The organism is Rosistilla oblonga (genome assembly GCF_007751715.1).
Classification (GTDB): domain Bacteria; phylum Planctomycetota; class Planctomycetia; order Pirellulales; family Pirellulaceae; genus Rosistilla; species Rosistilla oblonga.
The window spans coordinates 6,151,953-6,174,739 of sequence record NZ_CP036292.1; the positions used below are offsets into that span (position 1 = coordinate 6,151,953).

The 22,787-nt window shown below is 58.3% G+C and carries 17 protein-coding genes and 1 pseudogene; 8 read left to right on the forward strand and 10 right to left on the reverse strand.

All coding sequences use genetic code 11. From position 1 onward, the window contains the following. Position 1: 1 nt before the first annotated feature. Entirely contained in the window at positions 2-4,090 is a 4,089-nt protein-coding gene (locus CA51_RS21880) for a family 10 glycosylhydrolase (protein WP_145123283.1), read from the reverse strand. A 170-nt stretch (positions 4,091-4,260) separates the two neighbouring features. After that, positions 4,261-4,506: a hypothetical protein gene (locus tag CA51_RS21885; RefSeq protein WP_145123284.1), complete on the reverse strand. Its 246-nt coding sequence runs from the start codon at positions 4,504-4,506 to the stop codon at positions 4,261-4,263. A gap of 16 nt (positions 4,507-4,522) precedes the next feature. Between CA51_RS21885 and CA51_RS21890 the strand changes: the two genes are divergently transcribed. After that, entirely contained in the window at positions 4,523-6,166 is a 1,644-nt protein-coding gene (locus tag CA51_RS21890; protein WP_145123285.1) for a hypothetical protein, read from the forward strand. On the opposite strand, the gene CA51_RS21895 is transcribed toward CA51_RS21890, so the two are convergent. Beyond that, positions 6,151-6,501 carry a 4a-hydroxytetrahydrobiopterin dehydratase gene (locus CA51_RS21895; protein ID WP_145123286.1) on the reverse strand — a complete coding sequence of 117 codons (351 nt, stop codon included), beginning with the start codon at positions 6,499-6,501 and terminating at the stop codon, positions 6,151-6,153. The genes CA51_RS21890 and CA51_RS21895 overlap by 16 nt on opposite strands. Positions 6,502-6,763: 262 nt before the next feature. Here CA51_RS21895 and trxA point away from each other — a divergent pair, with 262 nt between their 5' ends. The 3 genes from trxA to hisA all read left to right on the forward strand — a co-directional run bounded on the left by trxA (position 6,764) and on the right by hisA (position 9,703). Continuing rightward, positions 6,764-7,090, forward strand: coding sequence for a thioredoxin (trxA, locus tag CA51_RS21900; RefSeq protein ID WP_145101349.1), 327 nt, complete (start codon positions 6,764-6,766; stop codon positions 7,088-7,090). Positions 7,091-7,253: 163 nt separating this feature from the next. Further along, complete coding sequence (locus tag CA51_RS21905; protein ID WP_145123287.1) at positions 7,254-8,615, forward strand: right-handed parallel beta-helix repeat-containing protein; 1,362 nt, start codon at positions 7,254-7,256, stop codon at positions 8,613-8,615. 326 nt (positions 8,616-8,941) lie between these two features. Further along, positions 8,942-9,703 carry a 1-(5-phosphoribosyl)-5-[(5-phosphoribosylamino)methylideneamino]imidazole-4-carboxamide isomerase gene (gene hisA, locus CA51_RS21910; protein WP_145123288.1) on the forward strand — a complete coding sequence of 254 codons (762 nt, stop codon included), beginning with the start codon at positions 8,942-8,944 and terminating at the stop codon, positions 9,701-9,703. A 388-nt stretch (positions 9,704-10,091) separates the two neighbouring features. On the opposite strand, the gene CA51_RS21915 is transcribed toward hisA, so the two are convergent. The 3 genes from CA51_RS21915 to CA51_RS21925 all read right to left on the reverse strand — a co-directional run bounded on the left by CA51_RS21915 (position 10,092) and on the right by CA51_RS21925 (position 13,271). Beyond that, a complete protein-coding gene (locus tag CA51_RS21915) occupies positions 10,092-10,553 on the reverse strand; it encodes a hypothetical protein (protein ID WP_145123289.1) in 462 nt (153 codons plus the stop codon). Positions 10,554-10,593: 40 nt separating this feature from the next. Next, the gene (locus tag CA51_RS21920) at positions 10,594-11,529 is read right to left on the reverse strand and encodes a DUF1559 domain-containing protein (RefSeq protein ID WP_145123290.1); all 936 of its coding nucleotides are present in this window, start codon (positions 11,527-11,529) and stop codon (positions 10,594-10,596) included. A 749-nt stretch (positions 11,530-12,278) separates the two neighbouring features. Beyond that, complete coding sequence (locus tag CA51_RS21925) at positions 12,279-13,271, reverse strand: NHL repeat-containing protein (protein WP_145123291.1); 993 nt, start codon at positions 13,269-13,271, stop codon at positions 12,279-12,281. A 402-nt stretch (positions 13,272-13,673) separates the two neighbouring features. Here CA51_RS21925 and CA51_RS21930 point away from each other — a divergent pair, with 402 nt between their 5' ends. Beyond that, positions 13,674-14,552, forward strand: a complete 879-nt coding sequence (locus CA51_RS21930) for an MYG1 family protein (RefSeq protein ID WP_145123292.1) — start codon at positions 13,674-13,676, stop codon at positions 14,550-14,552. A gap of 271 nt (positions 14,553-14,823) precedes the next feature. Here the strand turns inward: CA51_RS21930 and CA51_RS21935 are convergent, their stop codons facing one another. Further along, the gene (locus CA51_RS21935) at positions 14,824-15,555 is read right to left on the reverse strand and encodes an SGNH/GDSL hydrolase family protein (RefSeq protein ID WP_145123293.1); all 732 of its coding nucleotides are present in this window, start codon (positions 15,553-15,555) and stop codon (positions 14,824-14,826) included. Positions 15,556-15,890: 335 nt separating this feature from the next. Beyond that, positions 15,891-17,969, reverse strand: coding sequence for an FAD-dependent oxidoreductase (locus tag CA51_RS21940; RefSeq protein ID WP_145124296.1), 2,079 nt, complete (start codon positions 17,967-17,969; stop codon positions 15,891-15,893). 563 nt (positions 17,970-18,532) lie between these two features. Between CA51_RS21940 and CA51_RS21945 the strand changes: the two genes are divergently transcribed. After that, complete coding sequence (locus tag CA51_RS21945) at positions 18,533-19,489, forward strand: Gfo/Idh/MocA family protein (protein WP_145123294.1); 957 nt, start codon at positions 18,533-18,535, stop codon at positions 19,487-19,489. A 252-nt stretch (positions 19,490-19,741) separates the two neighbouring features. Then, positions 19,742-20,551 carry a HugZ family pyridoxamine 5'-phosphate oxidase gene (locus CA51_RS21950; protein ID WP_145123295.1) on the forward strand — a complete coding sequence of 270 codons (810 nt, stop codon included), beginning with the start codon at positions 19,742-19,744 and terminating at the stop codon, positions 20,549-20,551. Between the two features lie 56 nt (positions 20,552-20,607). Here CA51_RS21950 and CA51_RS21955 read toward each other — a convergent pair whose 3' ends face one another. Further along, a complete protein-coding gene (locus CA51_RS21955; RefSeq protein ID WP_231745828.1) occupies positions 20,608-21,381 on the reverse strand; it encodes a 3-keto-disaccharide hydrolase in 774 nt (257 codons plus the stop codon). Positions 21,382-22,184: 803 nt separating this feature from the next. Between CA51_RS21955 and CA51_RS26260 the strand changes: the two genes are divergently transcribed. Continuing rightward, positions 22,185-22,529, forward strand: a complete 345-nt coding sequence (locus CA51_RS26260) for a hypothetical protein (RefSeq protein WP_231746240.1) — start codon at positions 22,185-22,187, stop codon at positions 22,527-22,529. 24 nt (positions 22,530-22,553) lie between these two features. On the opposite strand, the pseudogene CA51_RS26480 reads toward CA51_RS26260, so the two are convergent. Then, positions 22,554-22,778, reverse strand: a pseudogene (locus CA51_RS26480) (helix-turn-helix domain-containing protein); the annotation flags it as partial. Positions 22,779-22,787 lie beyond the last annotated feature (9 nt).

Consider the following 22,787-nt stretch of genomic DNA (forward strand, 5'->3'; position numbering starts at 1 on the left):
TCTAACGCTTCCGGCTGTTCCAGATCTGGAACCCGGAGACTCTCTCGGTCGTTTCGCCGTCCGTTTCGCGATCCTTCTGCGGACTCGGCTGCGGCTTGTCGCGGTCGCTATCGCCGCGGAACCAGTTGACGATTCGCCGTCCCAAGCTCGGCTTGGCTTCCGGCTTGCCATCGCTCGCCTGATCGCGGCTCTCGCTCTGCTTCGACGGCGCGACCGCCTTCGCTGGCTTAAAGAGCTGCGGCCGCGTCGGTGCCGCGGTCGGCTCCGATCCGATCATCCCTAGTTCGAGGTCGTCCAAGATCGCGAGCGCCGATGCACGGCGGGCCTGACTTTGCGAAGACGCTTTGGTTTTGCGAGTTGCCGCGATCGCATTGGTCCGACGCGAGGAACCGCCCGGCGGAACGCGATCGAGTTGTGGGACCTGCGAGGACGCATCGGCGACTTCTCCCGGCGGCATCGTTGCCGGCGACCGACCGGCGTCGCTGATCGACGCGGTCGCACCGCTGGACGCTTCCCCTGCGGGCAGCTCCGTTTTGGCGAGCACCACCGGCGTCTGATTTAGCAGCCTGTCGGATTCTTGCGACCGCTTCAACTGAAGATACGGACCAAACTCGCTCGACTCGACTCCCGCCAGCGCCACGTCGTGTCGACTCTCCAAATCGGCGATCTCCTCGCTCGTCAAAAAGCGATCGTAGATGGTGACATGGTCGACCCAAACTCGCCCGCCACCATGAACTTCGAAGCGGACCTGCAGACTGCTCTCGCGCTCGGTTGGGATCTCCAAGATCTGGAATCCCGCCTGGCGGTAGGGCGTATCGGTCGGGATATCGTGTTCGTCGCGAACGCTTTTGGGGACCGAGCTATCGATCCAAATCGATTCTTGATACGTCTGCTCACCAATCTGTCCCGAGACCACCATCTTCAACCGCGTCGTGGCAAAATCGTCTTCCGCTCGGACGCGGGCGATGCACAACATCCGTCCCGATTCGGGAGCAGCAAAAGGCTTCGATCGCGCCCATCCGATCGGCGGCGTAGGCCAGCCCAACGGCGGTTCGGTCAGAATCAGCAGCGATTTGTCCGACTGCGAATCGTCGTTCTCCAACCGCAATCGCATCCCCGCACCGCGAGCCAATTCCCAACCGACAACCTGTCCGTTGGAGTCGCTTTCGGACAGATCGGCGTTGGGCAGCAACGACGCTTCTTCCAGCTGAAGGTTCTTGGCAGCATCGAGATGTCGCTTCAGCGTCGCGAGCCACTGACGCATCTGCTTCGAAGCGACGCGATCGCGCTGCATGCTCCAATCGCGAATCTGAACATCCGCCTTCGGCACGCGGAACGATACGATGTCGAAAGGAGCGACGCGAACCTGCCAGGTGTTTACATCCAGCGCCGCGGTCGTGGCGTCCGACGCCGTCTGCACCTCGGCGCCATCGAGATCATCGAACTCGATCAACACGTCGGTCGACCAGGCGGAGTTGTTGACGACGTAGCCGTAGCGAGCGACAGTCGATGCAGCGGTCCGCACCATCACCGTCGGATCGTCGGTCTTGGAACTGTCGGCGGGCTCGAAGCGGCCGCTGGGCAGAGCTCCGATCGCTGTGAACAGGTTCCGGCGGGCTTCGATCTGCCCCAGGCTGAGATCGGGCAGCGGATGAACGACCCAATCGGCATCGCTTGCCGCGAACTGCCGAATCCAATCCGATCGGCCCGCGGCGCCGACAATCTGCACCGGTTGCTCGGGCGACAGCAACAAGCCGACCTGTTTGGCTAACCGCACAGGCTGCAACAGCTGTTCCTCTTCATCGACCACGTCGCCGCCAGCTTGCCGTGTTGAACCAGCACCCGCTTCCGAATCGCCGATCCAAACGACTCCCGGCAGCTTGGTTTGCGAATCGGTAAACGCCTGTCGCAGTTCGCGATGAGCCGCGGTCGGCTGGCCGGTCCGATCGATCACAAACAGCCTGTGGTTCGATTTGTTCGCAGCCAACGATTCTCCCAAGCCAGCCAACAGCAATCCCAATTGCACGTCGCGCCAACTGCGCAGCTCTTCGTCCGAAAGCGAGTCGGCTTTTGCATCGCGTTGCTCCGGCTTCTGCAATGCGACAGCCCGGTCGTGAGCCGCCGGATCGCAGCCCCATCGCTCGCCGGGAAACTGAAGGTAGGTCTGTTCGTCGATCACAACGGCGACGCCGCCAAACGACGGATGCCGCGAGTACCCGTCGACCAATTCCTGCACGATCTGCCGAATCGCCGCTTGGACATCGGGATGGGCAGGGTTGTAATAAGGTCCCTGTGGCGGCGACGTCGGACTCGCCTCCCACCATGTTTCGTGCTGGTCGTTGCGGAGTCGCAGGCTGTGATCGCCGGCGAGGATCTGCGCCTCCAGCCCAGCCAACGGGAAATCGAACCGGACCGTTGGGATCAAGACCATCTGGTGGCGATCGTACATCTGGAACAACAATTCCAGCACGTCCTTCCGCGGCGAACCTCCGCCATCGGGGAATTGCTCGCCATTGTCGAACAGCACCGACGGCTCGATCCAATTGCTCGGATAGATCGATCCGCCGCCACCGGCCACCGTGATCATCGCCGCGGAATAGCCGGCGTTGTTCAGCAGTTGAGCCTGACGAGCGGTCGAATCCAGATAATATTGCCAGTCTTTCAGATCGGCAGCCGCGGGCGTTTGCACCTGCGTCGCGCCGAATCGCAGCCCCATCTCGGGCGAATCGAGGAACGCCGCTACGACGCGCTGTCCGCTGACGCCTCGCGAATTGACCGCCGGCAGCGTCTCGGGCCCCGCGTAGACTTTCATTTGCGTTGCCGACGCCTGCGACGAATCGCTTCGCCGCGTCACCTCGATGCCGACTTCGCCAGCTCCCGGCCAGAAGACCAACTGGTGGTTTGTGACTTTCCCCGACCGTTCATCGATCCGAAAAACGGATTCGACCATCGTATTGGCGTCGCCCGCATCAACTTGCAAAACCGACACCTGATATTCCGCCGGCTCGCTCCCCTGACAGACGAGTTCGAGAATGTGAGGCTTCCCGGCGTCAGCACCTTCGATCCGTACGGCGCGAGTCGTCGCGTGACGCCCGCCACGGTCGGCGTCGGATTTGCGCGTCGAGTTGTCGACGGCAGCCAGTTGTTCCAGATCAACCTCTTGCAACAGCTCCCACGTCGTCGCGTCGACGACTTCGGTCAGCGGGCTGCCTTCTTCGAGGACCAGCAACTGCACTCGGCGGCGACTGTGCAAGATCGATCCGCCGCGCGATCCACCGACCGACGCGATCTGCAGATCGATCTCGTAAGCCCCTTCGGTCTCGGGCAGTGGGATCGCAAATTCTCGCAAATCCTGGAACTGTCCCAACGCGTCGGTCGTGATTTCCTGAACGACCTCCGACAGCGATTCGCCACCGCGGGCAGGCGTGAGCTTCGCGGTGAAACGCATCTGCGCATTGGCGCGAGTCGGCACTTCGTCCAACAACGCCTCGAACTGGAACATCTCTCCCGGCTGGAAGATCAGGTGGTTGCGTGGATAGATCAGCTTCGTTGGGACCGGTTCGACATGGGCGCTAACGCGCAGCGCACCGGGCAGTTCGATGATCAACGGCTGCTCGCCGAGCGACGCCAGCGCGATCCGCTGCGTCTCGGCAGCATCTTCAGCCGCCTGGTCGCCTTGCAATCCAAACAACAGCGTCGTCTCGGCGGTCAGATCGGATTCGAACACGAACCCGCCGCGGGTATGCGCCGCAGCGGCAAAGATATCGATCTCGTCGCCGGCCTGCTGGACCGACGCGACCTCGTCACCGGCGGTACCCAGACGCGTGAAATTCAAGATCTCACTTCCGCGCAGCGCGAACTTACCGGTAACGCGCTGCGGCTGATCGCTCTCCCACTGAATCCAAACCCGCTGAAATCCGACCGAACGGACGGCGTCGGCCGCCGCCTGACGCTGTTGGCGAACCTGTTGGAACGGCGCCGCCGAAACCTTGTGCTGGGCAACGCGCACCGGCGGATCGGCAAGCGCTGCCGATCGACCGATCAACAGCGCGATGATCAGCAGTCGTGTGATTTGAAACAATTGGTTCATTACATTGCTACCCGTTCGGCGTATCGATCGCCAACACAACCCCACAGGGGGTGTCGCTATTAATCGATATCGTCGGCACAATCGGTGGCAAATCAGGCGAACTCGGTTCGTTCGCTACCATCCCTACCAGCGGTGGTTTGGGTCGTTCGGGTCAGGCAAGCTGTAATTTGCTAGCGATCGCGGCGCCGCGGCTGTGCGGTCCGTTTTTCCGCCAACCTTCCGATCCGCCCCCCGGCGATGAAGCCCAGCCACCGCCGCTGCGTCAGCCGTTCCAATCGCGAGATGCTACCGAGCATCGACGTCCTTGGGGTGGCTTGCATCGGTCGCGCGATCGATCCGATAATAGGTCGCAGGGCTTTCAGTTGCAGTTGCCGCAGCTGGCGAAGCCGCAACAACGACGCTGCACGATCGGCCACCATTGGTACCCGACGCATGACACCAAAACGACAGCTTCGCTACGAATCGCTCGAAGGCCGCCGATTGCTTGCAACCGATCTGGGCGCAGACGCTGTTTTTCCCGGCGATCCGATCGATGTCGAACTCCGCAGCCATCCGCTGCTGGCGACGTCTCCCTTCGATTCGGCAGCGATTATTGCGGCGGGCGACTTCTCGTCCCAGGGAATGATCCATGAAAACGACGGCCGTGTCGTGGTCGTCGACAGCTCCCATCGCTCGGGTTTTGCCAGCCGGTTGTGGATCTTCCAGCGCGGCGAGGACGGAGCGTTGGGGCCCGCGCGAGGTGTCATCGATCCCGGCTTCCACGTCGACCAGATGCTGATCCAAGGAGACCAAGCCGTTGTGTTTGGCACTCAGTGGTCCTGGGGCTCCGGCCAGACGGAAGCTCAATCGCCGGCGGTCGCCGACCAACCACAAACGCTTGTCGCGACGATCGATCTCGAATCTCAGCCCGATCCTACCCGCGCGGCGATCCAACAGACGGTGCCGGGGATCCTGAAGGAACTGCATCGCGCAGGGGAGCAATTGCTGATGGTGATGCATTCGCCGCCGTCGACGACCGAGTTCCCCTCCTCGCCAACATCGGCGGAAACCGTGCACGCATTCGCGCTCACCGAAGCCGGCTTACAAGAGATCGCGTCCCAGCAGATCGATCCCGGGATCGTACAGGTTCGCGGAGACCGCTTGCTGAATCTGACGACCTTCGGCGATTCGATCGATTCCCCGTCCGGTGCGTTCTCCGATCCGCTAGCGTCGCCGCACAACTGGATCACGCAATACGCGATCGGCGGCCAATCGATCGCCCCGGTTGCGCAGATCGACCTGGGCAGCGGATGGATCGGCAGCTTTCAAATCGCCAGCGACCAAACGGCGACAGCGATCCGCACCGATCGGTCCGACGATGCGACGATCGTCACCGCCGTCGATCTCCTGGACATCTCGGGAGACGAGATCCGGTTGTTCGATTCGTTACACGTCGCGAACTTTGCTGGCTACGCGATCGCCGCTCAGCCCGATTTTGTGTTGCTGTACGATCAAACGACGCCCGACTGGTTGGTTCTCGTCGACACACAGACGCGATCGGCATCGTCGACCGAGCGAGTGCGGCGGATCGAGATCGATTCCGACTTGACGCTCCACCCCGCCGGCCTGCGGTTGTCGAACGACCGCGTTGCGATCGCGGCGACGCGCCCACAACACGCCGACCCGATCGACCGCTTGCGCGACCTATCGCTCGATGCACAGCGATCCTCCGACCTGCTTCTGCTGACGATCTCGTTGCAGGATGCGACGCTGCAAGCGATCAGCCGATTGGGCAGCATCGTCGATCGACCTCAGTTACACGCGATCGATGCGGACGCCGACCGGATCGGATTGTTTGTCGACCAATTTGAATCGGCCGCCACCGGCCCCGGGTTTCTGTTTGGCAGGCTGGACAGTCGCGGCAGATTTGTGGCCGATGGAATTCTCCGCGATCTGGAACCGCAAGACGACATCGACATCGACGCTTTGCGCCTACTGGCACGTCGCGACGGACGACTCGTGCAGCACCGCTGGGATCAACCCGATCGACCGCAGATCGACCTGCCGCTGGATCCCGCCGATTATGGGGCGACCTGATCGATCTTCGCCGCCAGGATGAAATCGTTTTCGCTCAGCCCGCCGATCGCGTGGGTGCTCAGTTCGATGTTGACCTTTCGGTAGCCGATCAGGTGGACGTCGGGATGGTGCCCGTCCTGCTCGGCCACTTCCGCCACGCGGTTCAGGAACTCCATCCCCTGCACAAAGTGCTTCACATTCCACTGCTTGCGAATCCATTTCCCATCGTCGGACAGCTGCCAGCCCGGAAGGTTTTGCAGCTGGTCCTGGGCTTCGGCCGCCGAACAAGGGTCCACTCCCCCCTCGCACGGCTTGCATTTTTTCTTCGCCAATTGATCCATTGAACTGATATCCATCGAGGGAACCTTTCGATTGTGAGAGATGAACCGACCTATATCTCACTGTACGGCGATCCGGAAAGCCTTGGCAAGGATCTCGGCACGAGATTCGCTCATGAATCTGGGCGGTTTGAAATCCGCATGCCAAATTGACACTTTCCACCGTTGCGCTACAATTTTGTTCTTCGATGGACAGTTCGACCAAGCATCGAATTTCTGAAACGCATGTTCTCAGAGGCGGCATCGGCTGCCTCGATCACACCCAACTGGAGTAGTAGTTATGGCTGGAAACGTAGCCGAATTCACCGATCAAAATTTCGACACCGAAGTGCTCCAGTCGGACGCGCCTGTTCTGGTCGATTTCTGGGCGCCTTGGTGCGGTCCCTGCCGTCAGATCGCGCCGATGATCGAAGAACTGGCTGGTGAAAACCCCGATCTGAAAATCGGTAAGGTCAACATCGACGAAAACCCCGGCGCTGCACAGAAGTACGGCGTCAGCAGCATCCCGACCATCTTGGTCTTCAAGAATGGTGAGATCTCCGAAAGCTTCGTCGGCGTTCGCCCGAAGGGTTCGCTGCAAGCGGCACTGGATACCGCCAAGGCGTAACGCCTGCGGAATCGATCGCCAAGCGGGAATGTGACCCGAGCGACATAATTGTGATCCCACGGAGAGAGACGGCCGCAGGCTGCTTTCTTCCGTGGCGTCACCGATTAGACTGTCCTCTGCTCACGTTGGGCTTTCGATTCCTCCTGCACAGGTGTATCCGACTGTGATCTCAACTCCCGCCTTCCCCTCCCTCCTTTCGTTCCGCTCCGCACCGTTTTCTACCTCGCTGCGTGTTGCGATTCTCGCCCTCCTTTGCCTGCCCAATTTCTCTGCGGCACAGGACAACCCCGCCGATAAACTGATCTCTGAAGGTCGCTTGCTGTTGCCAGCTGGAACGCTGGAGATCGACCAACCGCTGGAGATCGATCTGTCGAAGACGGGGCCGCTGCATATCGTTGGCCAAGGTCATTCGCGGATCGTGATGAATGGCCCAGGCCCCGCAATCCGGATCACTGGGACACTCAAAGGAACCGCCGCCCCGAAAACGATCAAGCCGCAGGTCTTTGAAAAAGAGAACGCACCGCTGATCGCCGGTTTCGAAATCATCGGCAATCACCCCGAAGCCGACGGGATCGAACTGGTCGGCGTGATGCAGCCAACGATCCGCGATCTGACGATTCGCAAATCGCGGCACGCGATCCGATTGACATCGCGGAACCGCAATCTGATCGTCAGCGATTGCCACCTGTATGAAAACAGCGGCGCCGGCGTCTACTTCGACCACGTCAGTTTGCACCAAGCCAACATCGTCGGTTCGCACATCAGTTACAACGCTGCGGGAGGCGTCGTGATCCGCGGCGGCGATGTCCGCAACGTCCACATCTCCGGCTGCGACATCGAAGCGAACATGGGGACTCCCGACGCTCCGGCGGCCGCCAACGTGCTGCTGGATTCCGAAGAGGGAAGCATCGGCGAGGTGGCGATCACTGGCTGTACGATCCAACACACCCACCACGGCAAGGATTCGGCCAACATCTGGATCGACCTGCAAAGCAACCGGCAGAAGTTCACCGAAGAACTGCGGCACGGCAACGTCACGATCTCCGGTAACATCCTGTCCGACGTCCAGCACAATATCTACGTCCAGAACACCCGCGGCGTGGCGATCACCGGCAACACGATCTGGAAGGGATACGACCGCAACATCCTGCTGAAAAACTGCGAAGCGGTTGTCGTCTCTGGGAACACCTTCGACCGCAACCCGCGATACGGTTACGGCGATGCCTCCGACGCCAAACTTGGCATCCGGCTGACCCAGTGCAGCGGATGCCTGCTGGTCGCCAACGCGATCAATGGCGTGGGCGATGTCGATGGAGCGATCGAACTGCACCGCTGCAGCCAGATTGTCGTCAGTCAATCGACGATCCGCGGCTTCCCGAAAGCGGGGGTCCTGTTGGACGAATGCGTCCAATCGATCGTTAACAACTGTATCGTCACCGAAGAAAATGCAGCCGCCGAAGCGATTCGCCAGCTGGGTGGCGAGGGGAATCGGATCGTGGAAAACATGGTCATCGAGACCCCCTGAATTCCCCAACAGGGTTATCCAGCGTTTCAATTTGAGGTATCAGCCGCCACGCGCTAGCGTCCGGTCGGTTTAGTCACAACCAGCTTCCTTCCATTAGCCGTTTGGGCGTTAGCCCCGGTTCCGCCGCCACCAAACCGGGGCTAACGCCCAAACGGCTAATTAAACCGACAAGCCGCTAGCGCGTGGCGGTTAATTTGCCGAAGCGCAAACATTTATTAGCCCTGATTCCCCAACACCCCAAGTTGTCGGTCTTTCGAGGGTGTGCGACAATGCGTTCAGAAGGGACCTTCTGAATCCGAGATATTGCAAGCAGCGAGGAGCCGCGAGTGGAGATTTGGCCAGCGATTGATTTGCGTGGTGGCAAATGCGTTCGTTTGAAACAGGGTGATTACGCCCGCGAGACCGTCTTCAGCGACGAGCCGGCCACGATGGCGCGGCAGTGGGTCAGCCGAGGCGCCCAGTTCCTGCACCTGGTCGATCTGGACGCCGCTCGCGGCGCACCGATCCCCGAAAACCGGCAAGCGATCGCCGACATCCTGCACGCTGTCGATGTTCCCTGCCAATTGGGCGGCGGCGTTCGCGATGACGCAGCGATCGACGACCTGTTTGGTCTCGGACTGTCGCGTCTGATCGTCGGCAGTGCGGCGCTGAAGCAGCCCGATTGGTTCGCGCGGATGTGCGATCGTTATCCAAAACGACTGGCCGCTGGGATCGATGCCCGCGACGGCATGGTCGCTACCGATGGCTGGTTGGAAACAAGCCAACGATCGGCTGTCGATCTGGCGAAGGATCTTCGCAGTAAGACCGAAAACATCGCGGCGATCATCTACACCGACATCGCCAAAGACGGCATGTTGTCGGGCCCCAACCTGGAAGCTCTGGCGGAGATGCGTGCCGCGACCGACATCCCCGTGATCGCCAGCGGTGGCGTGACGACTGTCGAAGACGTTCGTCAACTGACGGCGCAAAACACGCACGCCTGCATCATCGGCCGCGCTCTCTACGATGGCTGCTTGGATCTGCCGGCGGCTCTGGCCGCTGTTACGGAAGTTCTGCAAGCATCCGGCGGCGACTCTACAAACGCCTAACGTTGCGTTACCACTCCAGGTTCGCGAGACCGCTCCGGCGGTCGCGTACCAAACGCACTACGCACTACGCAAAACATCGGGAAACAGCCACAGTTTTCGTTTCGGAAACCGTGGCGGCTTCTAACATCTCGATGAACCAACGCGTCGGCGACGTCTATAAAAAGGAAAAGGCGGCACGCCTTAGTTGACGTGCCGCTCTTTGCAGACTCAGTGGGAATGAGTCCAGGCGGGAGATAAGTGAAGGGAATGCGATCAGGACGATCGCATCGTAGTGAGGTGGGATTCGAACAAAGGTGGGAAAGTTAACTGGCGATGCGACCAGAACAGCCGCATCTCGGTAGGGTCTGATTCAAACATGGGCAACTGATTCATCAGGCGATAAAGCCGATCACTTCAACGGCCCTTCTAATTCAAAATCGACAGCGTTTTCGCCATCGCTGACTTCGGCCGTTAGGCCCGACATCTTGGAACTGCTGTATTTTGTCGGAACCAAAAGCTTCGGATCCGAAGCGGGATCTTCGGGAGACCCGGTGGCCAGCTCGATCGCAGAGATCGTCACAGCGTGCTTGCCAACGACAGCTCCATCTTCGGGCTCGTAGGTCTTCAGGCTATAGCTGCCATCGGGCTGGATCTCTCCCGTCGCAGGCGGTCCACCGCCGCTGGGGATAAACATCACGGTCCCAGTTGTCACCGGGGCCCCCTTGTAGACAACTTTTCCTTTTACCGGTGCCGTGGCAACCCGTTTTTCAGCGGGCCCACAGCCGACGATGCACAGCAGAGCGATCGCGGCACCGCTTGTGGCAAAGCGAACCAGCGAGGATCGGCCGGCGAAATAGTTCATGGACTTCATTGGATAGCTTCCAAACTCTTAAAGACGGGTAAACGAGAAACTACTCGAACGAAACAACTTCACCACGAGCTCGGGTCGCCATGGCGTCCAACACGACGTAGTCCATCGTTTCGGTCAAGAAACGAACGCTGCCATCGCACAGCGAGAACTGGGCACCGCCGGGATGAGCACTGCGATAAGCCGTCACGTTCGTTGACGTCGTCCCTTCGAAGTTGATCGGATACTGAAGGTTCTTGTTGTCCATCTGCAGGAAGCCCCCGGACGAGTAGGAATAATAGCCCCAAGTCCAAGGCAGAATCCCACCCCAACTGTTGAGCATCGAATCGGTCCAGCCCTGGCGATCGGAGCATTCGCCAACCAAGATCGTCGAACTCGTTCCGTCGGTGATGTGAGCAAATTTGACCTTGCTCTTCGGATAGATCACACCCGAGGTGCTGTAGTCTTGGCTCGAACTTGAAGTGTTGACCATGTCATAATTCACCGAACCGGCATTGGCGTTGTAGTGCAAGGTTCCTTGGTCGATGCTACCGATCTGACCTGCCGCTTTCGCAGTACCGCCCAACGGCGAAGAAGGACAGGCGAAGCTCGGCATCGGATCGGTGAAAATTTGATTGTCACCATAGTGCGGAGCCGTCGTGAATCGATACGGTTGCATGGTAACCAACGCGTTGGGGGACAATCCATCCATCGCGTCGATACGGTTCCCCTCTTCGATAAAATCAAAGATTCGGGCGGGCCAGCCGATCCGGTAACCGCCGACATCCAAACCACCTGGCGGAAATTTGAGATGCACATCGTGGTAGTTGTGCATCGCCAAACCAAGCTGCTTCATATTGTTGCTGCACTGCATCCGGCGAGCGGCTTCGCGAGCGGCTTGTACCGCGGGCAACAGCAGTCCGACAAGGATGCCGATGATCGCAATCACGACTAACAATTCGACAAGAGTGAACGCACGTTGTTTTCTTAGAGGTCTCAAGGCAGGGGTTCCAGGAAGCAAGGCGAGAAAAACGGAGATCAGATCACAAGCAGATAAGCCTCGAGCGAGCTGAAAAGATCGACTCAGCGACGATCGAAGCTACTGCTCCCAATAAGCGACTGGCGTGCCAATCTCCCGCCAGCTCAATCGCTCTTCCCGTTTCCCCGTGATCTCCAAACACTTCCGCTCGCAGCGAAAGGCCATCCACGCGACACTACCAGCCATTTAGCGAAGGCATCCACTCACATTACAGCCCTTCACCCAAACCATGAACTTTGCGAGTTTTTTTCGCCAAAAGGCCTCCAACAACCCCTTCCGAACGTCACGCCGCACACCACAAGAGTGCCTCGCGTAGTAGCAAACCACCGTGTCCTTGCCCAACATCGCGGCACCACCAGCTAACATCGCGAGCGGATCTGCCGTTTAAAGAGACGCTGCAAACCGCCGGCATCGACCTGATCCAGACCGAGGTTCTATTAGCCCCGCTCGAGACGTTGCAGAAATGATCCGGAGAATCGGATCAGCAACACCGCATACGTTCCAACAGTCAAATCGCCCGCCAAACCGGACTGGCCGCAACGCGTCGGATAAATTTGCAGGACTCGAGATTGGCAGAATGATGAGGGCAGAATAATGTTGCGCGCCTCATCATCCTGCCACTCATCATTCTGCAGATTTCCGTCAACGACACACTCAGCAAGATGTGGTCTCGACGCGATGGGATCGCTCGGCGGAGTTGAGCGGCCACGCTATTGATCGGCAGATTCTGGGGTGGCGAGTGTTAAGCGATAGATCCAGTCAGCCTGCCCCCGGGCTTCGTGGCTGAACATGGCGATGTCCAATCCATCGGCGTGAGGCGTCAGGAAATAGGGGACAACTTTGCTGGGCAGCAGCGAACTCAGATCGTCCCACTTTCCCGTCTTCAAATCGTCCCAGGTCTTGAAGCGAATGAACTTGTTCTCGTCGCAATCTTCGTTCCCCGCATACGCTGGACAGAAGTAGCTGGTCGCATACCAATGCCCTTGATAGTAGTCGACGTCGTTGAGTACCAAGCCGGTGGTTAGCCAACTGCCAGCGACAGCGTTCTTCTTTTTCCCAAAGCTGGTGTGGATCTGGAAGGCCTGTTTTTCAAAGTCGGTCACTTCGACCACCACGCCATGGCTCGAACCGATCACATACAACGTCCCGTTATCGATCGTCAACGCACGGGAATAGCCCAAGTGTTTCGAGAGATCCAACACCGCCACGTCACCGCCGCTCCCTTTAAACCGAAACACCTCGCTGCTATTGGGATTCAGAGCATACATCCAACCGGTTGCATCATCGAACACGATGTCGTGGGGGCGCTGTAGTTTGATCCCGGCCAGCGAAGTCGCAAAAGTGTCCCATGTGTCGCTCGCCGGATCCGCAAAAGTGATCAAACGATGGTTGCCCGTATCGGTCGCGTAAAAAAGCTTTTCGACAGGATTAAAAACAACGCTGTGCGCGTCGACCAAAATATCGATCGGGGATCGAATCAGCGGCGACTGAGAATCGGTCCGATAGAACAGCCGATCGCTGCTAGTCACGATCTCCGTCTCGCCGTGACGAGCGATATGAGTACACGCAGGCAGCGACCCGCTCTGCGGCACGTACCTTTTAATCGAGACGCCATCCAACACACTCCCCTGCTCATCCGCCTGTACAGAAAAGCAAAAGGAGCCGAGCAGCCCCAGGGCAACGATCGATTGAGAAATGTTCATGGGGAAAACGGTTTACGAGGAACAAGGAAACATCCGCCAGCAGGCAGACCGATCGACATCATAACGCAAAGCCCCCCCCCACCAAAACACGGAAATGAAGAGATACCCCGCAGCGGACCTCGTCAACGGCTTGTCGATTTAGTCGAAACGAGCTTCCTTACATTAGCCGATTGGGCGTTAGCCCCGGTTCCGCCGCCACCAAACCGGGGCTAACGCCCAAACGGCTAATTCAACCGACAAGCCGTTGACGACTTCCGCTATGGCAATGACCGCCGCGGTCGCCAGCCCGTCTCTCTTCCTCGGGCGCGACCAGGTTCCCTCCATCGGTTTTGCCTGTATGTTTTGGGATCTGCTTCTTGATTTCAAATCCCCTCCCAAAAACAACCTGAATAGCGCGACCTTATGGCGATACAGTTGATCGTGACCCATCCGGGCGGAGCCCACAAAGACGACTTCCTTGCTTGCAGCCTGCTGGCGCATCTGCACGGTGTCCCGATCCAACGCCGCGAGCCGACGGAAGAGGATTTGGCCGACAGCACGATCTGCGTCGTCGATGTCGGCGAGGTGCACGATCCGGAACAAAACAACTTCGACCACCACCAGTTCCCGCGCGATGCGCCGCCGCTGTGCGCCCTCTCGCTGGTGCTGCAGAACATGGGACTCTACGACGACGCCCTCTCGTTCTGCGCCTGGCTGCGCCCTGCGGAATGGCTCGATACGCTGGGACCAAACGAAGCTGCCAAGCTGATGGGGATCCCACGCGCGGCGTTGGGAGCGCTCAACTCGCCGCTGGACATCACGCTGCTGAACCGCTTTGCCAGCCAAACCGAACTGCGTCCCGAGAGCCCGGTCTACCAGGTGATGTGCATGGTGGGTGAGGATATCGTCAACTACTTGCGCTCACTGCGCCAACGGTTGGACTACCTGAAAGAGCACGCTCAGTACTGGACGATCGAAAGCGATGGCGAATCGATCCAAGCGTTGTTCTTAGAAAAGAGCGACACGCTCGCAAGCGATCCTTCGTTTGGAATCTACGCGTTCATCGAGAGCGAAGGCAAAGAGAACGAGATCCAGGCGACGGTCACTCCCGATCGCCGCGGCGACGGATACGGGCTGTCGCGATACAACGACAGCCAGCGTTTGGACTTTTCGCAAATCGAAACCCACGAAGAAGTTCGCTTCGCCCACAAACGTGGCTTCGTCGCAAAAGTCACCACCAACGATCCGACCCGGCTGAAGGAACTTTTGAAAGACGCGATCGTGAAAAGCGAAGCGATGTAGGCGTCACCTGTACTCACGCCCTGGCTCGGTATTGGTCTACTCAGTGCCGCGGGCACGGCAAGTGACGACTCGCAAATCGGCGCAGACATCATTTCCGAGTAGGCCAATCCCCGCCTTCCACGTCCAGCAGGCGATTTTGGCACCACTCGAAAACATGCGCTGCCTCGGTTTTGTGGTCTCGAGGACTGGCAGAATGACGGGGACAGAATAATGTTTTTCCCGCATTATCATCCTGCCAAAGTCATTCCGAACGCAAATTAATTTTGTCGGTTCACTTCCCCGCCAGGCCAGCCTTCGCTGCGATGGATGCAAAGATCGCATCGGCGATGGCTTGCATCCCTTTGTCGCCCGGATGGGCTGCAACGCCGGCGTGCTGGAAATCCTGCTCCGCACTCGCTTGATACGACTTGTCATTACCCAGTGCAGAAATGTCGACGAACGTCGCCCCGGCATCTGAGCTGACCTGGCGCATGATGCCATCCTTGACCGGACTCGGCCAGAACGAACTGCGCACGAAGATCACCGGATCGCCAGCCTGCTGAAGGGTTGCGAGCAACTGCCCGAACGCCGCGGCAAACGCCGCTTTGGCGGCATCGGTAGCTGGCGTGGTCACATTTTCTCCGATCGCCACGATCACCAAGTCAGCCTGAAAGTCCAGCACGTCCTTGAGTCCTTTTGCGAGCTCGAACGTTTCGTACTCGCGTTCAAACGAAGCGAGGTTGCGAACCTTGATCTCCGGCTGCGAACCACTCGCCTTGGCAATGTCTGCGGTCAATAAATGAACGTAGTCTTTCTCTGCAGCACTGGCAGCCATTCCCCAGTTCCCGGTCCAGCCGATCTTGGGAGCGGGTCGGTGCAGGGTGATGCTGTTCCCAAGGTACAACACCCTGCCCACCGGCAACGAACCAACCGTTGGCTTCACAACATCCGAATCCGCTGCGTCCGCGACAGGGCCAACGACAACAGCGAAAGTAAATAAGACGAGCGAGCAAAGATATTTCATGGTGAGATCCTGAGCAGAGACAGAGCGAGAGGGTATCGCGAAACCGCTTCTTCGAATTCCACGACGCCCCCAGTCTCGTAGACCGGATTGCCGAAGTCAATTTGCCCGGCAAAAGCAAACAGCATCCGTGCAAAGCCCATCAGCCATTGGGTCGCCGCGACGGTGTCCACAGTTCTGCTTGAAATAAAGGCATTACCCTCGCAGGCACTTGCTGTCTGGCATCCGTTTCCCCGGACTCGCGATCCGATGACATCCCAGCATTTTGTTTTTTGCCAAACCGAGGCGTTGCAAAAGCTGCTGCTTTGTAAAAATGCCAGACGACAGGTCCACGCATTTTATTGTGGCAACAACTGGATCGCGTCGACGATCACATGGCCGTCGGTTCCCTTGTTGCCGATCTCGATGGTGGCGTCGCCCGCGGGAAATTCAAACTCGCCGACGGAAGCGAAGGATCCGTGCGGGGGAGCTTTCTTTTGGTTGCAGGTGGCTGACTGGGTTTTCCCACCCGCACGAATCGTGATCGGGACATTGGTCGCTCGATTGGCGTTTGCGGTATATGCGATTCGCACGTCATAGCTGCCTGGTGTTTTGATCTTCACCGGAAAGCGAATGCTCTGATGTCCCTTGTCGTTGTCGCCGTCATGACGATAGCCGGTTCCAACAAACGGACCAACAACTTGGCTGATTGCGTCAAAGCCGGTGCGAGCAGCCGCTTCATCGTCGACGACGATTCCCTTTAACGTCTTGGGATCAATCGATGCCGCCGGCTTCTTTACTGGTCCCGTCCACGTCAGCACTTGGCTGTCGTCCAGTAGTTTCTGCCGCAGCGCGTCGTAGTCGATCGCTTGCACGGCGCGATCGGTCCTAATCGCTTGCATCGCAGCCGTGGCCGACGACTGGCCCAGAACCATAAAGACAGGTTCCATGCGGATGGAGCCAAAGGCGATGTGCGATGCGCTCAAGCAAACCGGAACGAGCAGGTTTTCGCATTGCTCCGCTTTCGGAGTCAACGCGCCATACGAGATCTCATAAGGCGAGAAGCCTCCGACTTCGACATCGCCTTCGTTGCGGACGTGTCCGTTGGCATCGACATACCGTTGGGTGTTGTGGGAATCCATCGTGTAGGCGGCCAATCCGATGGAGTCGTCGACCGTCTGGCGTCCTTGGCAGTGATGTTGCGTCATCACGGTAGCGCCCACCATCCGCCGGGCTTCGCGAATATACAGCTGCTGTTGCCAACCATCGGCGCGCTCAAACTCATCCCGGCACGTGCCCCATCGCGCAACTTCGCCGCGAATGTGATCGGGCACGCGGGGGTGATTGGCTAGCGTCCACATCAATCCTTGTTGATAGGTGCGGTGGCGTGCGACAATCGATTCCCGCTGGTCATAGCTCGCCTCGGCGTAGTCGTAGTTCTGGCCGATAAAATCGGTCGAGAAGGCGGTTCGGTTGTTGGTATCGGTTTTACGATTGGGCATGCTGGAATTGATCCAAGGCATCCCCTTCTCGCCCGCTTCGAAATTGCGTAGCAGCAATTCGAAGACGAGCGGGTCATAGCCGTCGGGTTTCGCAAACGGAATACGATTTTCCGGGTGATCTGTCAGGCACATCCGAAAACAGAAAGCTTGTGCGCGGGCGTCGCCGCTCCCCTCTTCGCCGGGGCCGTCGGCATCGATGCCTGGCAACAAGCCGCTGGACTTGTCCCCTGGGACCACAAACGGATCGACTCCCGGCACAAATTGATGGTACTTCGCATGCCGTGTCTGGACGCCGTTGAGCGTTTCGTCATAGACCGCATTCGCTTCACGGCCGACGGTGAACGAGACGCCAGCGGCGGCCAACAGGTCTCCTTCATAAGTCGCATCGATGAACATCCGGCCTCGATAAAGCTGGCCCCCTTCCATCGCGATTGCCACGATCCGTCCGTTCTCAAGCGTCACGCCGCGGGCACGATGACCGGCATCTGCCAACGGGGTCCGATCCAGTCGCTGTTCAAAGACGACGGGGATCTCGTACTCGCGAACCAGATCGCGCATGATCGCCAGCGCCGCCGAGGGCTCGAAGGTCCACATGGTTGCTTCAGCGGAACTCGTACGCGTTTGTCCGCTGTCTCGATAGGAGGTCGGTTTTTGCCATTTCCAAGCCTCGGGTCGATCGTAATAGGCGCGCACTCGTTGATAGAACTCCCGCGCGATGCCGCCGATCGCGGCTTTGTTGCCGATGTCGGTCTGCCCCAGTCCGCCGGTCGTCAAACCGCCGATCCTGCGACTCGGTTCGATCACGATGACCGATCCTCCCATCCGCCGCACCTGCACCGCCGCAGCGATCCCCGCCGACGAACCGCCATAGATCACAACGTCGTACGATTTCTCCTCCGGCTCCGCGGCGAAGGTCGATGGAAACGGAAGACTCATCAGAGCAAAAACAGCAAGTAGCGGCAGTAATCGACGGCGATTCATGGGGGATCCTGAACGGGGAACTATCGAGCGTTGTTATATAGATATTAACCTATCGCGACGCCATCGTTCATCAGGCGAGGTGCAGGACGATTCCGTTTTTCAAACGGAGTTATCAGCCGCCATGCGTTGGCGGCTTGTCGGTTTAATCAGCCGTTTGGGCGTTAGCCCCGGTTCCGCTGCCACGAAACCGGGGCTAACGCCCAAACGGCTAATCCAAGGAAGCTCGTTGTGACTAAACCGACAAGCCGCTAGCGTCCGGTTGTCCAAGGGAACCGGACACTGGAGCGTGGCGGCTGATTCGTTTAAACTCAAATACGGGATTTGCCTTAAGGCAAAGTGCGAGACACGGCGGCGGTTTCCGATTCGGGCCTAACGAGATGTGTTTGCGTTGCGGCCGCTGGGGTGAGGTGCGAATCCATCGATGCCAATTGGGGACAGGCACAACTTTTGAGGCAGGGGATGCTGTCACAATCTGAACACATGCCCTGGCCCCCTTTCACAGCGATGGAGTAGAAAATTTGACGATTCGATGGGGACTGGTGGGTGTCGGTGACATTGCCAATAAACGTGTTGCCGCGGCGATTCAGAGCGATCCAAATTCGGAACTAGTCGCGGTTTGCCGTCGCAGTGAACCGCAATTAGATCAGTTTGCGGATCAATTTGGTGTGCCGCACCGATTTACCAATGCAGATGATTTGATCGCTTCACCCAATTTGGATGCCGTCTACATCGCAACTCCAGTCGACTGCCATTGCCCGCAAACGATCGCGGCTGCCCGAGCTGGCAAGCACGTTCTCGTCGAAAAGCCAATGGCTCTCAATCCCGCCGAGTGCGATCAAATGATCTCCGCGTGCGACCAGGCAGGCGTCTCTCTTGGTGTCGCTTATTACCGACGATTCTATCCCGTCGTGCTGCGAATCCAGCAACTGATCGAAGCGAAGCAATTGGGCCGAATCCTTTCCATCGGGTGTGTGACCGGGAATCCCAACCGATTCCCGGCGGATGATTGGCGAGTGATCCGGTCGCGCGGAGGCGGAGGGCCGTTGATGGATATCGGAAGTCATCGATTGGATGTCTTCCTGCAACTGCTGGGAGATGTCGCAACAGTCAAAGCGAGCGTGATCGATTCACCCGACTACGAAGCTGAACAGGCGGCAACGCTGCTGGTGCAATTCAACTCGGGCGCCCATGGAATCCTGCAGTGCTACTTCGGCACCGTGGAGACGCCAGATCGATTGGAGATCATCGGAACCGAAGGACGGATCACCGTCGAAGACCTGAACCATGGCGACCTAATGCTCTCCACGTCCGAAGGGCAACAGTTGGAATCGCATCCGCCAGCAGACAACCTGCACGCTCCGCTGATCTCAGATTTTACCGCAGCGGTGCTGGAGCATCGCTCGCCCACAATCAGCGGCCCCGTCGGGAAACGAACCAACGATCTCATCCGTCTGGCATACGAGGACGCCCAGTAGCGGACCAATTGGGGACAGGCACAATTCCCGGAGAGGTCGACACCCAACATCACGTCCCACAGGCGACGCTGACACGACTCGAAAACATGTCCTGGCACCTTTCGTAATATCTGTTAATGCCTGTGCTCTGATTCGGAATGTGCGAAGCATTTCGGAGGTGGTTGGTTTTGCGTTAGGATGCGGTGATCAAGCGATGCGGTCGGGATCGCATTTTCATCTCTTGCATCTCTGTCCACAGAAAGCATTCAGGCAATGGCTCAACCGCGAAAACACGCTTACACAACAGCTCCCCAAGATCCCAATCCTGCGGCGGAGACGACGTTTGCCGAGCGCGCTCGAACGATGCTGTCGCTGAGTCAGGTGGGTGTCATCTCCACCCACTCGGTCCACTGCAAAGGGTTTCCGTTTGGGTCGACGATGCCGTACGCATTGGATGCGATCGGCCGGCCGCTGTTTCTGATCAGCGCGATGGCGATGCACACGAAGAACCTCCGAGAGGATCCCCGCGCTTCGTTATTTGTCACCGATCCTTCAGCCGATCGCGATCCGCTGGGTGCAGGGCGTTTGACGCTGGTCGGCAACACCGAACCGGTGCCCGATGAAGAGCTGGATGAAACCCGCGCTCTGTATCTCAGCCGCCATGAGAACGCGAGTTACTACGTCGACTTTGCCGATTTCTCATTCTGGCGTCTCAATCCTACGGAGCTCTATTTTGTTGGAGGATTTGGAGTGATGGGCTGGATCCAGGCGGATGATTTCCAGCGTGCGGTTGCAGATCCATTGGCTGAATCTGCGGCGGGTATCCTGCAACACATGAACGACGATCATGCCGCTGCGATGCTCGATATCGCTTTTGCGGAAAAAGAGATCGTCGCCTCCGAAGCAAAGATGACCGCCGTCGACCGCCTCGGTTTTCATTTGCGGCTCAAAACACCCGAGCGTGTCCAATCGGTTCGGATTGGATTCCCGCAGGAAGTCCGGAGTTCCGATGAATGCCGTCAAGCGATTGTTGCGATGGTGAAGCAGGCGCGCAGCGACAAAGAATCCAAAAACGAGAATTGATCGCTCGGGGGCGTGATGAGCGCCCCCGCGTGCGATCGACACCGGTGCAGAGGATTCTACTCCTCGATAACTTTTGCCGTCTGTTCTGGCGTGGTGATGCCCGGGGGCAGTTCGAGGATTCGTATGTTGCGGAAGTGAATTTCCGAGCCTTCGGACTCCAGACAGAGATAGCCTTTGCGGACCGACGAATCGCGAATGGAATTGACGAACTTGCCATTGATCGCCAGCTTGACCGTGCCGTCGACGCAAACGACATCGTAGACGTTCCATTGCCCCACACCCTTGCAACGCAGTTCGACCGACATACTGCGTCTGCCGCGCGGGTTGTCGGGCGTGGCGGTGAGTCCGCCGGCACCAAACAATTCGCCCGAGATGTACCCGATATGGTTCGGCTCCCCGTTCTTCAACGGATGCTGATTGACCCAGTCCAATTCGAGCATCTGGACTTCCATTCCCTTGGGAAGCCGGCTCCCCTCAGGGACGAATCCCTCACTCCACGCAAACACGCCGGAATTGCCCCCGGCCTTCATGTGCCGCCACTCGATATGCAGGATGAAGTTCTCGTATTGCTTCTCCGATCGCATCACACCGATCGGCTTACCGCTGCATACCAGCAGGCCGTCCTTGACCGACCAGGTATCTGGTTCGGTGTTGACGTTCGCCCATCCCGACAAATCGCGGCCGTTAAACAGATCGACCCACTGAGGGATTTCGGGAGTCGCGTCCGCAGCGGGTGGCTCCGCCCCCAAGTCGGCCTCGAATGCCAGCGATACAAGCAGCCCCGCAATCATACAAGGGAGCATCCCCAAAACGTTAATTCGTGAAGTCATTCTCATTGGTGGCTCGTAAGTTCTAGGAGTTAAATTAGCGATCGATAGAACGATCGGAGGCAAGCACAATCGTCGATTCCATGGAGCCCGGCGGCTCTCGACAGCGTGAGATTGTACCACGCCTGGACGAGAACATACCCTAGCACCGCATGGCAGTCAGGACTGTTCAGCGCTTCAATTTGAGGTATCAGCCGCCACGCGTTAGCGTCCGGTTACCCTGGAGAACGCCGCGCTAGCGCGTGGCGGCTCATTTGCCTAGGCACAAACACGGCTCAGCCCCGCAATGGCATGCTCAGTGCCGCAGGCATGGCATGCACTAGCCATGGACGCAAGTCCATGATGACAAGCCAACCGAACAGAATAAGTGCCGAAGGCACGACAGACTCCTTCCCATTCTTTAGGTACAGAGCCAATCGAGGGCAGGAACAATTCCCGGCGACATCCACCATCGATTTACAGCTGGCGATGCTGACACCACCTAAAAATAGACTCTGCCTCCGTCCAGTAAATTGGCAGAATGATGGAGGCAGAATAATGTTTCGGAAACCAATCGGGGGCAGGAACAATTCCCGGCGACATCCACCATCCATATACCGCCAGCGATGCTGACACCACCTGACAATAGACTCTGCCTCCGCCTGGTAAATTGGCAGAATGATGGAGGCAGAATAATGTTTCGCGCCGCCAGTTAAGTCTCTACCTCGAGGCGAGGCAACCAATCTGGGAAAGCCATTCTTCCGGCTCGTTCTTCGGCTTGGCTTTTACGCGACATCGGACTACGAATGATTCGACGGAGCATCGAATTGATCACGCTGAACGAAGCACTGATCAATGCGATGAGCAAAGATGAAGCGGCAGAGGCAATTGCCAGTGCCGACTTTGAACTTGATGGCCAGTTGCCCAGAGATCTCGTCGATCAGCTTTTGCCGATTCATCGCATCCACTTTGTCGGATCATCGCGGGCGTACACCTCGGTTCGCGGTTTCGCTTCGTACACAATCGGCAACATCCTTCAGGGTTGCATCGTCACACTTCGCAAGGGCGCGAAAAACCTCAGGCTGATCGAGAATACGGCGACAGATGGATTCAGGAATCCGGCCTGCCATGAGCAGCAGCTCTTCTTCGTCTCCATCGAGCGTTTCCGCTAGACGGTGAATCAATGCTTCTGAAGGCGAGTCGCCGAAGTCCAACTTGCTGTTTTCGACTTTGCTCAAGTAGCTGTAGCCAACACCAACCATCGGCGCGAGCGTTCGAAGCGAAAAGCCCTTGCCTTTGCGAAGCTCACGTATTTTTTCGCCAAAGGCGTTCATGGGTGCCTGCCTGCTTGTTTGCGGTGCACTGAAACCATACGATCGTTGCAGGTAAAAGGCAACAGTACGAAAGGGGCATGACGACATGCCTCTTTG

What these genes read in the sequence shown, in the direction of transcription:
- CA51_RS21880 (WP_145123283.1), bottom strand. Translation starts at nt 4,090, where the DNA reads ATGAACCAATTGTTTCAAATCACACGACTGCTGATCATCGCGCTGTTG.
- CA51_RS21890 (WP_145123285.1), top strand. Translation starts at nt 4,523, where the DNA reads ATGACACCAAAACGACAGCTTCGCTACGAATCGCTCGAAGGCCGCCGA.
- CA51_RS21895 (WP_145123286.1), bottom strand. Translation starts at nt 6,501, where the DNA reads ATGGATATCAGTTCAATGGATCAATTGGCGAAGAAAAAATGCAAGCCG.
- trxA (WP_145101349.1), top strand. Translation starts at nt 6,764, where the DNA reads ATGGCTGGAAACGTAGCCGAATTCACCGATCAAAATTTCGACACCGAA.
- CA51_RS21915 (WP_145123289.1), bottom strand. Translation starts at nt 10,553, where the DNA reads ATGAAGTCCATGAACTATTTCGCCGGCCGATCCTCGCTGGTTCGCTTT.
- CA51_RS21925 (WP_145123291.1), bottom strand. Translation starts at nt 13,271, where the DNA reads ATGAACATTTCTCAATCGATCGTTGCCCTGGGGCTGCTCGGCTCCTTT.
- CA51_RS21930 (WP_145123292.1), top strand. Translation starts at nt 13,674, where the DNA reads ATGGCGATACAGTTGATCGTGACCCATCCGGGCGGAGCCCACAAAGAC.
- CA51_RS21935 (WP_145123293.1), bottom strand. Translation starts at nt 15,555, where the DNA reads ATGAAATATCTTTGCTCGCTCGTCTTATTTACTTTCGCTGTTGTCGTT.
- CA51_RS21940 (WP_145124296.1), bottom strand. Translation starts at nt 17,969, where the DNA reads ATGAGTCTTCCGTTTCCATCGACCTTCGCCGCGGAGCCGGAGGAGAAA.
- CA51_RS21950 (WP_145123295.1), top strand. Translation starts at nt 19,742, where the DNA reads ATGGCTCAACCGCGAAAACACGCTTACACAACAGCTCCCCAAGATCCC.
- CA51_RS21955 (WP_231745828.1), bottom strand. Translation starts at nt 21,381, where the DNA reads ATGACTTCACGAATTAACGTTTTGGGGATGCTCCCTTGTATGATTGCG.